The organism is Citrobacter sp. VF227 (genome assembly GCF_052950715.1).
The window spans coordinates 1,203,577-1,215,507 of sequence record NZ_JBRFVF010000001.1 but is presented as its reverse complement, the minus strand read 5'-3'; the positions used below and the strand labels follow the sequence as shown (position 1 = coordinate 1,215,507).

The window sequence follows — 11,931 nt, the reverse complement described above, 5'->3', positions numbered from 1 at the left end:
CCCGTATTTTTTATGCTTCATATCGTTGCAGCCATTACGCTGCAAAGGTGTACAGTGGATAACGGTCGGTACATATATTTGTACGGAATGCATACGTTTAGCATTAAATAACAAGAAATTATTTATCAATCTTATATCTGTACACGTTGCGATGAGATAGTTAATAGTCGTTATAGTTTTGCATTGGTAGCACAGAATGGTAAGTTTTGTGTAAAGAAGGGTAAAAAAAAACCGAACGCGAAGCATTCGGTTGAAATAGGGGTAAACAGACATTCATAAATGAATGACGGTAATAAATAAAGTTAATGATGATAGCGGGTCTATTTTAGTTGCGAGTGAAGATTTTGTTTTGTCATTCAGTGCTATAGGTTTTTATAATGTAATTGCATGTTTTATATGAATAAATTAATAATTCTTGATTATTTGTGCTTATTCTGCGCTATTTTTGAATTAAAAAAAGTTCCCGGCTATTAACATCTGGAAACATGTATGTGGACAAATGAAACATCTTTAAAGTATTAGTATCATATTCGTGTTGGATTATTCTGTGTTTTTGCGGAGAATGAAGTTGCCGACTGGTTAATCACCTTAATCAGTATGCAGTGGCATAAAAAAGCAATAAAGGCATATAACAGAGGGTTAATAACATGAAAGTTAAAGTACTGTCCCTCCTGGTACCAGCACTGCTGGTAGCAGGCGCAGCGAATGCGGCTGAAATTTATAACAAAGACGGCAACAAATTAGACCTGTACGGCAAAGTCGACGGTCTGCACTATTTCTCCGATGATAAAAGCGCTGACGGTGACCAAACCTATATGCGTATCGGCTTCAAAGGCGAAACCCAGGTTAACGACCAACTGACCGGTTACGGCCAGTGGGAATACCAGATTCAGGGTAACTCCGCAGAAAATGAAAACAACGCCTGGACCCGTGTGGCGTTTGCTGGTCTGAAATTTGCAGACGTGGGTTCATTCGACTACGGTCGTAACTACGGCGTAGTTTACGACGTAACGTCCTGGACCGACGTTCTGCCGGAATTCGGCGGCGACACCTACGGTTCTGACAACTTCATGCAGCAGCGTGGTAACGGCTTCGCGACCTACCGTAACACCGACTTCTTCGGTCTGGTTGATGGCCTGAACTTTGCCATTCAGTACCAGGGTAAAAACGGTAGCGTGAGTGGCGAAGACGATACCGGCAGAACTTTCACTGGCGTAACCAACAACGGTCGTGACGCGCTGCGCCAAAACGGCGACGGCGTTGGCGGATCTATCACTTATGATATCGGCGAAGGCTTCTCTCTGGGTACTGCAGTCACCAGTTCCAAACGTACCGACGAACAGAACCGTTTGAACTTCGGTACCGGCGACCGTGCTGAAACCTATACCGGTGGTATTAAATACGACGCCAACAACTTCTACTTTGCAACTCAGTACACTCAGACCTACAACGCAACGCGTGCAGGCTCCCTGGGTTGGGCTAACAAAGCACAGAACTTCGAAGCTGTTGCTCAGTACCAGTTCGACTTCGGTCTGCGTCCGTCCGTGGCTTACCTGCAGTCGAAAGGCAAAGACCTGGGCCGTGGCTATGGCGACCAGGACATCGTGAAATATGTTGATGTTGGCGCGACTTACTACTTCAACAAAAACATGTCCACCTATGTTGATTACAAAATCAACCTGCTGGATGACAATCAGTTCACCCGTGACGCAGGTATCGGTACCGATGATATCGTAGCGCTGGGTCTGGTTTACCAGTTCTAATCTGCATTTATTGTTATCAAAGGCCCTGCGGGGCCTTTTTTAATGCCGTTTTTCCGCCGTACAAACAATGATTTTTGGTGTACTCTTGCGCCCGTTCGCATGAGGATAATTACGTATGGAAATGAAATTTTATCGCGCAGCGCTGCTGACGGTGACGATTTTTTTTGTCGGGTGCGATGAAGCCCCGAAACCTGCTCAGACCACAGTACCTGCCACCGTTCTGGAAGGTAAAACCATGGGCACTTTCTGGCGGGTCAGTGCCGTTGGCGTCGATGCAAAACGCGCTGCAGAACTACAGGTGAAGATCCAGACTCAGCTCGATGCTGACGATCAGCTTCTCTCAACCTATAAAAACGACTCTGCGTTGATGCGCTTTAACTTATCGAATAGTTTGTCACCATGGCCGGTTAATGACGCGATGGCGGATATTGTGACCTTGGCGTTACGCATTGGCGCAAAAACTGATGGGGCCATGGATATCACCGTAGGACCGTTGGTTAATCTGTGGGGGTTTGGCCCGGATCAGCAACCGTTGCATATTCCCACTCAGGCGCAAATTGACGCCGCAAAAGCACAAACCGGACTTTCACATCTGAAGGTTGTTAATGAGGCACACCGGAACTACTTGCAGAAAGATCTGCCGGAGCTGTACGTGGATCTCTCAACCGTCGGTGAAGGTTATGCCGCCGATCATCTGGCCCGTTTGATGGAGCAGGAAGGGGTCGCCCGTTATCTGGTTTCCGTTGGCGGTGCGCTCAACAGCCGCGGTATGAATGCAGAAGGGCATCCGTGGCGAGTCGCGATTCAGAAACCGACCGATCGTGAAAACGCGGTACAGGCAATTGTCGACATTAACGGGCATGGCATTAGTACCTCCGGCAGCTACCGTAACTATTATGAGCTGAATGGCAAGCGTCTTTCCCATGTTATCGATCCGCAAACCGGTCGTCCGATTGAACACAACCTGGTGTCCGTGACAGTCATTGCGCCAACCGCGCTGGAAGCTGACGGCTGGGATACCGGATTGATGGTACTCGGTCCGGAAAAGGCCCAGGAGGTAGTGCGTCGGGAAGGGCTTGCGGTCTATATGATTATGAAAGAAGGTGAGGGATTTAAAACCTGGATGTCGCCGCAGTTTAAAAGCTTCCTGGTCAGCGAAAATAATTAAAAAGCAAGATTGCAGGTTTTTGTATCCAGCTATGGGGACACACTGACGCTAAGCGCTATGCTTAACAAAGGAGTCCATAATGAAAAATCGTTTACAGATAACTGATGATGACCGCTGGCAGTCCGTCGTGAATCGCGATGTCGATGCCGACGGTCAGTTTGTTTTCGCCGTTCAGACTACCGGCATTTTTTGCCGTCCGTCCTGTCGTGCAAAACATGCACTGCGCAAAAATGTCCGTTTCTTTGCCGATGCTCGTCAGGCGCTGGCTGCGGGTTTTCGCCCCTGTAAACGCTGCCAACCGGATAAAGACAGCGCGCAGCAGCATCGCATGGAGAAAATAGCCCATGCCTGCCAGTTACTGGAGCAAGAGTTACCACTTACGCTCGAGGAACTGTCGCGGCAGGTGGCGATGAGCCCGTATCACTTCCATCGCTTGTTCAAAGCCACGACGGGCATGACCCCGAAAGCGTGGCAGCAGTCCTGGCGCGCTCGCCGTCTGCGTGATGCCCTGGCGAAAGGCGTTCCGGTAACGCAGGCGATCCTCAACGCCGGATTCCCCGACAGTAGCAGCTACTACCGCAAAGCGGATGAGACTTTGGGCATGACCGCAAAGCAGTTTCGCAAAGGTGGCGACAACGTTTCTGTGCGCTATACCCTGGCAGATTGCGACCTGGGCCGTTGCCTGGTGGCGGAAAGCGAACGCGGGATCTGTGCGATCTTGCTTGGCGATGATGATGCCAGATTGGCTGCGGATCTGCATGAGCTGTTTCCCGCCGCTCAGGACGTACCTGCAGATGCCGAGTTTCAGCAGCGTGTGCGCGAAGTGATCGCCGCGATCAACTCGCGCGATACGCCGCTATCGTTACCACTGGATATCCGGGGAACTGCATTTCAGCAGCAGGTGTGGCAGGCGCTGCGGGCAATTCCGTGTGGTGAAACAGTCAGCTATCAACAACTGGCCAACGCCATCGGCAAACCGAAAGCGGTGCGTGCAGTGGCCAGTGCTTGTGGAGCCAATAAACTGGCGATAGTCATCCCGTGTCACCGCGTAATCCGTGGCGATGGCGCGCTTTCTGGCTATCGGTGGGGGATTGGGCGCAAGGCACAGTTACTACAGCGTGAAACGACGCGCGAGGAACCATAATGCTCGATCTCTTTGCGGATACGAAACCCTGGCAAGAACCGCTGGCGTCCGGTGCGGTTATTTTGCGACGTTTTGCTTTTGACCGCACACCGTCTTTACTGCAAGCAATAGCCGCTGTCGCCAGGCACTCGCCATTTCGCCAGATGGTGACGCCGGGCGGCTACACGATGTCGGTGGCAATGACCAACTGCGGCTATCTGGGCTGGACGACGGATCAACATGGCTACTTGTATTCACCCTGCGACCCGTTAACCGGCGTACACTGGCCGCCACTACCGGACGTCTTTGCTGACCTTTGCCAACAGGCGGCAACGGCGGCGGGCTATGCTGACTTTCAACCCGATGCCTGCCTTATCAACCGTTACACGCCAGGGTCAAAACTGTCATTACATCAGGATAAAGACGAGTCTGATCTGCGGGCACCGATTGTCTCGGTGTCGCTGGGGTTACCGGCTATCTTTCAATTTGGCGGCTTGCGCCGTAATGACCCCTTAAAGCGTTTGTTGCTTGAACATGGTGATGTGGTGGTATGGGGCGGCAATTCGCGGCTGTTTTATCATGGGATCCAGCCGCTTAAGACGGGGTATCATCCGTTGACCGGAGACTGTCGCTATAACCTGACGTTTCGCCAGGCAGGTAAAAAAGAATAAAAATAAGAATTATTATTGCTGTCAGCGAAGAGATGTTTAAACTGCGGGCTGTTATTACTTGCCCGGGTTGTTCGCATGGAACTTTTACTTCTTGTCTGGCGGCAGTATCGCTGGCCATTTATCAGCGTCATGGCGCTCAGCCTCGCCAGCGCCGCGTTGGGGATTGGGCTGATTGCGTTTATCAACCAGCGTCTGATTGAAACGGTCGACACCACGCTGATGGTGCTACCGGAGTTTCTTGGCCTGCTGCTGTTACTGATGGTCGTCACCCTCGGTTCACAGTTGGCACTCACCACGCTGGGCCACCACTTTGTCTATCGTCTGCGCAGTGAATTTATCAAACGTATTCTTGATACCCACGTCGAACGCATCGAACAACTTGGCAGCGCCTCGCTGCTGGCCGGATTAACCAGCGACATCCGCAACATCACCATTGCCTTTGTCCGCCTGCCTGAACTGGTGCAGGGGATTATCCTGACCGTCGGGTCTGCGGCGTATCTGGCGATGTTGTCGACTAAAATGTTGCTGGTGACGGCTATCTGGATGGCACTCACCATCTGGGGCGGATTTGTGCTGGTGGCGCGAGTGTATAAACACATGGCGACCCTGCGTGAAACCGAAGACAAACTGTACAACGATTATCAGACGGTACTGGAAGGGCGCAAGGAGCTGACGCTCAACCGTGAGCGTGCCGAGCATATCTTTAATCAGATGTACGTCCCGGATGCCAAAGAGTACCGTCACCATATTATTCGTGCCGATACTTTCCACCTGAGCGCGGTCAACTGGTCGAACATTATGATGCTGGGCGCCATTGGCCTGGTGTTCTGGATGGCCAACAGTCTGGGCTGGGCGGATACCGCCGTGGCGGCGACCTATTCTCTGACGCTGTTATTCCTGCGCACGCCGCTGCTCTCTGCCGTTGGCGCGCTACCGACGCTGCTCACTGCGCAGGTGGCCTTCAACAAGTTGAATAAGTTCGACCTGGCACCCTTTAAGGCCGAATTCCCGCGACCAAATGCGTTTCCGAACTGGCAAACGCTGGAGTTGCGTAACGTGGTTTTCCACTATCAGGATAACGCCTTCTCCGTTGGACCAGTGAATCTGACGATTCATCGCGGTGAACTGATCTTTCTTATTGGCGGTAATGGTAGCGGGAAGTCTACGCTGGCGATGTTACTGACCGGGCTTTACCAGCCGCAGTCAGGCGAGATATTGCTTGATGGCAAAACGGTTGCCGTTGAAAAGCCGGAAGACTATCGCAAGCTGTTCTCCGCCGTATTTACCGACGTCTGGCTATTCGACAAACTGCTGGGGCCGGAAGGTAAAGAAGCCAATCCGCAGCTGGTGGCGAAGTGGCTGGAATATCTGAAAATGGGACACAAGCTGGAGCTGAGCGAGGGGCGCATCCTCAATCTGAAGCTGTCGAAGGGGCAGAAGAAACGCGTGGCGCTACTGCTGGCTCTGGCGGAGGAGCGCGATATCATTTTGCTGGATGAATGGGCTGCGGATCAGGATCCCCATTTCCGTCGTGACTTCTATCAGGTCCTGTTACCTTTGATGCAAGAAATGGGCAAAACTATTTTCGCCATCAGCCACGACGATCACTATTTTATTCATGCCGACAGGCTGCTGGAAATGCGTAATGGACAGCTCAATGAACTGCTGGGCGATGAGCGTGATGCCGCCTCGCGTGATGCTGTGGCTCGCACCGCATAATCTCACGTGCCGCCGGTTTTTTATCCGTCTGGCGGCGCTGTTTGTTGTTATTTATATAAATCAGCATCATGATTAATGATATTTCATATCATGGATTTATGATTAATGTCCGTTACAAACAAAAATAGCGCCAGACTGCGTGATGAAGAGCGTGCGCGTCTTATCTGGTTGCTGACCACTGATAAAGCCATTGTTTCAACACTGTTGGGCAAGCTTACCCTGGCTGAGCAATATGACGTCGGTACGTTAGCCGACGATATTGCTGAGGTAGGGGCGCTGGTTGCCCATCTGCCGCCGCCCGATTTAGCCGATACCCTCGAAGCATTACCTTCAGAAGAGCGTCACGCCTTGTGGCGACTGGTCGAAAGTGAAAAGCGTGGTAACGTCTTGCTTGAGGCGTCAGAAAACGTCTGGGACGACCTGATCGATGAGATGAGCGACCGCGAAATACTGGACGCGCTGCAATATCTCGATATCGACGAACAGATTTATCTGGTGCAGCATCTCCCGCGTAACCTCACTGGACGACTGCTGGCGACGTTACCGGCCGAAGAGCGGGCGCGTGTCCGCCAGGTAATGCATTACGAGAAGAATCGCGTCGGCGCGATTATGGAGTTCGAAGTCATCACCGTGCGTCCGGACGTGACGCTGGAAGTGGTGCAACGCTACCTGCGACGGTTGGGCAAAATGCCGGAGAACACCGATAAACTCTTCGTGACCGATCGCAATAAAGTGCTGGTTGGCGAACTGACGTTAACCTGCATTCTGCTTAATGATGTGCAACGCAAAGTCAGCGAGGTGATGGAAGATGACCCGCTCACCTTTTCTCCGGACGATATCGCTGAAAACGCTGCACGTACCTTCGAACGTGACGACCTGGTCAGTGCCGCGGTCGTTGACCCTTCAGGCAAGCTGATGGGCCGCTTAACCATCGATGAGATCGTCGATGTGGTCTATGAAGAAACTGATACCGATTTGCGTCGAATGGGGGGCTTAAGCGCCGGAGAGGACGTGTTTGCGCCCGTTACCAAAGCGGTAAAAACGCGTTGGGCGTGGCTGGCCGTTAACCTCTGTACCGCCTTCATCGCCTCGCGGGTGATCGACGGTTTTGAACACACGATTTCGCAACTGGTGGCGCTGGCCTCACTGATGCCAATTGTGGCGGGAATTGGCGGCAATACCGGGAATCAAACCATCACCATGATCGTTCGTGCGCTGGCGCTACAAAATATTCAACCGGGGAACCTGACGTTTTTGATCCTGCGTGAAATGGGCGTGGCGGTGATTAATGGCCTCGTATGGGGCGGAATTATGGGCGGTATTACCTGGTGGCTGTATGATGACATGGCGCTCGGCGGCGTGATGACCCTGGCGATGATGCTTAATTTGTTGATGGCAGCATTAATGGGGGTCATCATTCCGATGACGATGGTGAAGCTCGGGCGTGACCCGGCGGTCGGCTCGAGCGTGATGATTACGGCTATCACCGATACCGGGGGATTCTTTATTTTTCTCGGTCTGGCAACGCTGTTTCTGATGTAGCCGCGCGTTTGCCTCTGACGATACGCGGCAGAATGAGCATTGCCATTACGCCGGCAACCACGCCAATAGCCAGGTTGCCGGTCGACACCGTCGCGGCGACGGTCAGTAGCATCACCAGCGTTTCAGTCACAGGGAGTTTCGCCAGTGTGGTGGGTTGAATGCTATGCCAGCTGAAGGTTTTCACCGCCACAATCACCATAATCCCCGCCAGCACCGACATGGGTATTTTCGCCATCACTTCGCTTAACGCGGTAACCAACAGCAGCAAGACCAGCCCGGCGGCAAACGTCGAGACGCGACTGCGTCCTTTGCCCATCTCGACGTTAACGATGGTTTGACCAATCATCGCGCACCCGGCAATGCCGCCATAACATCCGGCCAGAATATTGGCGATCCCAAGCCCGGCGCTCTCGCGATTCTTATTCGACGGCGTAACCGTCAGGTCATCCACCAGGCGGGCGGTTAACAGCGACTCCATCAAACCAACAAAAGCGATGCTTAGCGCACAGGGCCAGATAATCGCCAGCGTTTGCAGGTTGAGCGGTACGAGTAACTGCGTTAATCCCGGCAGTCCGCCGCTCATTGAACCTTCGTCACCGACGGTCGGCAACAGTTGCCCGCTGGTGACAGTGAACACCGTCAGCAGCACGATGGCGATAAGCGGCGCGGGAATGGCTTTAATAAAACGCGGAACCCACAGCACAATCAGCAGGGTCAGAATAAACAGCCCCCAGATTAGCGGGCTTTTGCCCCAGAAATGCGGGACCTGAGCAAAGAAAATCAAAATTCCCAGCGCGTTGACGAACCCGGTCATGACGGCCCCAGGGATGAAACGCATCAGACGCGCCATGCCCAGCACGCCAAACAGGATCTGAATAATTCCGGCCAGCACTACCGCAGGCAGGATGTACTGCACTCCGTGTTGATGCACCATCGGGCCAATGACCAGCGCAACCGATCCTGCAGCGGCGGTAACCATTGCCGGACGCCCACCTAAAAATGACATTGCCAGGCACAATACAACCGAGGCGATCAGACTGACTTTCGGATCGACGCCAGCAATAACGGAAAAAGAGATCACTTCCGGGATCAGTGCCAGGGCGGTGACCACACCAGCCAGCGTTTCGCGAACCAGCAGACGGGGTTGGCGCAGCACACCGCGCGTCGTGTGTTCTGCCACTGTTGCAGAGGAGGTGTGAGATGCAGACATAATTACTCTGAGATCAAAATGGCCTGATACAGCAGACCGACAGGCATCCATGCGGTGAATAGCAAAGCGCAGCATAGTACCCGTCTGAGGGGGCGGTTTCCAGAAATGATTGTCAATAACCCTATAAAATACCAACGTATTGATAACATTTTTAAAAATTAAATATAATTTATAAACAATATTTAATTATTTTTACTTAAGTGTTACCGTTGATGCCGCTCGATTTTCACCTGCATAAAAAGCAAAAAGCGATACTAAAAGTAAGGCATTAACATTATGAAAAAAGTGACTGCCATGCTCTTCACCATGGCCGTAGGACTGAATGTTGTCTCAATGGCGGCAAAAGCGAAAGCGGCGGAAGAGCAGGAAACGGACGTGCTGTTGATTGGCGGCGGCATCATGAGCGCCACGCTGGGAACCTATTTACAGGAGCTGGAGCCGCAATGGTCAATGACCATGGTTGAGCGACTGGACGGGGTAGCGCAGGAAAGCTCAAACGGCTGGAATAACGCCGGAACGGGCCACTCGGCACTGATGGAGCTGAACTACACACCGAAAAAGGCCGACGGTAGCATCAGCATTGAAAAGGCAGTCGAAATTAACGAAGCCTTCCAGATTTCCCGCCAGTTTTGGGCTCATCAGGTCAATAATGGCGTAATGCATGAACCTCGCTCATTTATCACCACCGTTCCGCATATGAGTTTTGTCTGGGGTGACGAGAACGTCAACTTCCTGCGTGCCCGTTACGCTGCACTGCAACAGAGCACGTTATTCCGCGGTATGCGTTATTCTGAAGATCACGCGCAGATTAAAGAGTGGGCGCCGCTGGTCATGGAAGGTCGCGATCCAAAACAAAAAGTTGCGGCAACGCGTACCGAGATTGGTACTGACGTGAACTACGGCGAAATCACGCGCCAGCTGATTGCCTCGTTACAGAAAAAACCTAACTTCGCGTTGCAGCTAAGCACTGAGGTGCGTGGCTTTAAGCGTAATGCTGACAATAGCTGGACCGTGACGGTCGCCGATCTGAAAAATAACGAAGCGGAACACGATATTAAGGCGAAGTTTGTCTTTATCGGTGCCGGTGGTGCTGCCCTGAAGCTGTTGCAGGAAACCGACATTCCGGAAGCGAAAGGCTATGCCGGATTCCCGGTGGGCGGGCAGTTCCTGGTTGCGGATAATCCGGACGTGGTCAATCGCCATCTGGCGAAAGTGTACGGTCAGGCCTCCGTTGGTGCGCCGCCGATGTCCGTGCCGCACATCGATACTCGTATCCTCGATGGTAAACGTGTGGTGCTGTTTGGGCCATTCGCAACATTCTCCACCAAGTTCCTGAAAAACGGTTCCTTGTGGGATCTGCTTAGCTCGACGACTACTTCGAACTTTATGCCGATGGTTAACGTGGGTCTGGATAACTTCGATCTGGTGAAATATCTGCTAAGCCAGGTGATGCTCAGCGACGATGACCGTTTTGCCGCGCTGCAAGAGTACTATCCGCAGGCGAAAAAAGAAGACTGGCGTTTATGGCAGGCAGGCCAGCGTGTGCAGATTATCAAAAGTGATGCGGAGAAGGGCGGCGTTCTGCGCCTGGGTACCGAAGTGGTCAGCGATAAAGAGGGCACCATTGCTGCGCTGCTGGGGGCTTCTCCGGGGGCGTCAACCGCCGCGCCGATCATGCTGCATCTGATGGAAAAAGTGTTTAAAGATAAAGTGGCCAGTCCCGAGTGGCAGGCGAAGCTGAAAACCATTATTCCGTCCTATGGCACGAAGCTGAACGGTAATGTTGAGGCTACGGAACAAGAGCTGCAGTACACCAGTGACGTTCTGGGGCTGAAGTATGATAAGCCGCAGGTCGCTGACGAAGCGCCGAAACCACAGCTCAAACCTCAGGCACAACAGCAGCCTGAGCAAAAAGCTGTCGCGGATATCGCGCTGTAAATAAAATGCCGGATGAGGCGCTACGCCGCCATCCGGCATATTCTCACTTATCGCGCGACTGCGTCCTGAATTTTATCTTCCGCTTTCCAGATGCGGTATTTCACGTCCACGTTTTCCGGGGTGTAGACCACAATCGGCAACTTGCTGTTGTAACGCAGCATACCGTCATCACCCAGATACGCGGTGATGAATTTCTTCTCTTTCTTACCGTCCGGGCAAGCCATCATGGTTGAGACCGGAGACGTAACTTTGTCAAAGACATAGTAGTCATATCCCCAACCTTCCAGCGTTTTGCTGTCCAGTTCTCCGCCCAGGCGGTGTTGGTTGCAGTCAACTTCCAGTGTTTGTCCGATCAGTAGTTCTACTTTGAGAGTAGATTCATCTTTCTCAGGAGTAAGTTGGATAACCTGGCGTTTCATACCCTTTTCCGCTTTAGGATAGGGGGCGACTTTTTCCAGCGGCTGAGCGCTGGTATCGTTACTGGCAGCCCACGCAGAGGTACTGGCAAATGCGGCGAAAAGTACGGCAGGGACAATTGTCTTCATCTTATTGTTCACAGTGTTTCCTTTCTTCTGTCTTATGAACGAGTCTGGATCAGGTTAACATATTTACATAATCTATTAATCTGTATTTACTTATATTTAAGGTGAATTAAATAGTATTTACCTGTCTCTATAGCGATATATTCCAGGATTTATCCTAATGTTGAGATTTTCAGCTTTTTGCGAAATTCGTTATATATGTGTTTATATAACTCATTGAAATGTGAGCAAAAGCGCATTTTTTCCCGCCAACTC

Annotated in this window: 9 protein-coding genes; 7 read left to right on the top strand and 2 right to left on the bottom strand. The window is 51.9% G+C overall.

Annotation, left to right across the window (positions count from 1 at the left end; all coding sequences use genetic code 11):
* The first annotated feature begins 647 nt into the window (after window positions 1–647).
* The 6 genes from ACU8YC_RS05990 (at window position 648) to mgtE (ending at window position 7,986) form a co-directional block, all read left to right on the top strand.
* A complete protein-coding gene (locus tag ACU8YC_RS05990; protein WP_151219887.1) occupies window positions 648–1,763 on the top strand; it encodes a porin OmpC in 1,116 nt (371 codons plus the stop codon).
* A 115-nt stretch (window positions 1,764–1,878) separates the two neighbouring features.
* Window positions 1,879–2,931: an FAD:protein FMN transferase ApbE gene (gene apbE / locus ACU8YC_RS05985; protein ID WP_187253439.1), complete on the top strand. Its 1,053-nt coding sequence runs from the start codon at window positions 1,879–1,881 to the stop codon at window positions 2,929–2,931.
* A gap of 79 nt (window positions 2,932–3,010) precedes the next feature.
* Window positions 3,011–4,075, top strand: coding sequence for a bifunctional DNA-binding transcriptional regulator/O6-methylguanine-DNA methyltransferase Ada (ada, locus tag ACU8YC_RS05980; RefSeq protein WP_286538927.1), 1,065 nt, complete (start codon window positions 3,011–3,013; stop codon window positions 4,073–4,075).
* On the top strand, window positions 4,075–4,725 hold the full coding sequence (gene alkB, locus ACU8YC_RS05975) for a DNA oxidative demethylase AlkB (RefSeq protein WP_446895117.1): 651 nt from the start codon (window positions 4,075–4,077) through the stop codon (window positions 4,723–4,725). The genes ada and alkB overlap by 1 nt, the downstream gene beginning before the upstream one ends.
* Before the next feature lie 75 nt (window positions 4,726–4,800).
* Window positions 4,801–6,444, top strand: coding sequence for a multidrug ABC transporter permease/ATP-binding protein (locus tag ACU8YC_RS05970; protein ID WP_446895116.1), 1,644 nt, complete (start codon window positions 4,801–4,803; stop codon window positions 6,442–6,444).
* Between the two features lie 105 nt (window positions 6,445–6,549).
* Window positions 6,550–7,986 (top strand): magnesium transporter, encoded by a 1,437-nt coding sequence (gene mgtE, locus ACU8YC_RS05965; protein ID WP_187253435.1) that lies wholly within the window; start codon window positions 6,550–6,552, stop codon window positions 7,984–7,986.
* Here the strand turns inward: mgtE and ACU8YC_RS05960 are convergent.
* On the bottom strand, window positions 7,949–9,196 hold the full coding sequence (locus ACU8YC_RS05960; protein ID WP_151219882.1) for a SulP family inorganic anion transporter: 1,248 nt from the start codon (window positions 9,194–9,196) through the stop codon (window positions 7,949–7,951). The two genes, mgtE and ACU8YC_RS05960, sit on opposite strands and share 38 nt — an antisense overlap.
* A gap of 276 nt (window positions 9,197–9,472) precedes the next feature.
* Between ACU8YC_RS05960 and mqo the strand changes: the two genes are divergently transcribed.
* Window positions 9,473–11,134 carry a malate dehydrogenase (quinone) gene (mqo, locus tag ACU8YC_RS05955; protein WP_151219881.1) on the top strand — a complete coding sequence of 554 codons (1,662 nt, stop codon included), beginning with the start codon at window positions 9,473–9,475 and terminating at the stop codon, window positions 11,132–11,134.
* Between the two features lie 47 nt (window positions 11,135–11,181).
* Here the strand turns inward: mqo and eco are convergent, their stop codons facing one another.
* Window positions 11,182–11,679: a serine protease inhibitor ecotin gene (eco, locus tag ACU8YC_RS05950; RefSeq protein WP_151219966.1), complete on the bottom strand. Its 498-nt coding sequence runs from the start codon at window positions 11,677–11,679 to the stop codon at window positions 11,182–11,184.
* Window positions 11,680–11,931: the final 252 nt, after the last annotated feature.

Bases quoted from the DNA above. Each gene is read 5' to 3' on its own strand.
- apbE (WP_187253439.1), top strand. From the start codon at position 1,879: ATGGAAATGAAATTTTATCGCGCAGCGCTGCTGACGGTGACGATTTTT.
- ACU8YC_RS05970 (WP_446895116.1), top strand. From the start codon at position 4,801: ATGGAACTTTTACTTCTTGTCTGGCGGCAGTATCGCTGGCCATTTATC.
- ACU8YC_RS05960 (WP_151219882.1), bottom strand. From the start codon at position 9,196: ATGTCTGCATCTCACACCTCCTCTGCAACAGTGGCAGAACACACGACG.
- alkB (WP_446895117.1), top strand. From the start codon at position 4,075: ATGCTCGATCTCTTTGCGGATACGAAACCCTGGCAAGAACCGCTGGCG.
- ada (WP_286538927.1), top strand. From the start codon at position 3,011: ATGAAAAATCGTTTACAGATAACTGATGATGACCGCTGGCAGTCCGTC.
- eco (WP_151219966.1), bottom strand. From the start codon at position 11,679: ATGAAGACAATTGTCCCTGCCGTACTTTTCGCCGCATTTGCCAGTACC.
- ACU8YC_RS05990 (WP_151219887.1), top strand. From the start codon at position 648: ATGAAAGTTAAAGTACTGTCCCTCCTGGTACCAGCACTGCTGGTAGCA.
- mqo (WP_151219881.1), top strand. From the start codon at position 9,473: ATGAAAAAAGTGACTGCCATGCTCTTCACCATGGCCGTAGGACTGAAT.
- mgtE (WP_187253435.1), top strand. From the start codon at position 6,550: ATGTCCGTTACAAACAAAAATAGCGCCAGACTGCGTGATGAAGAGCGT.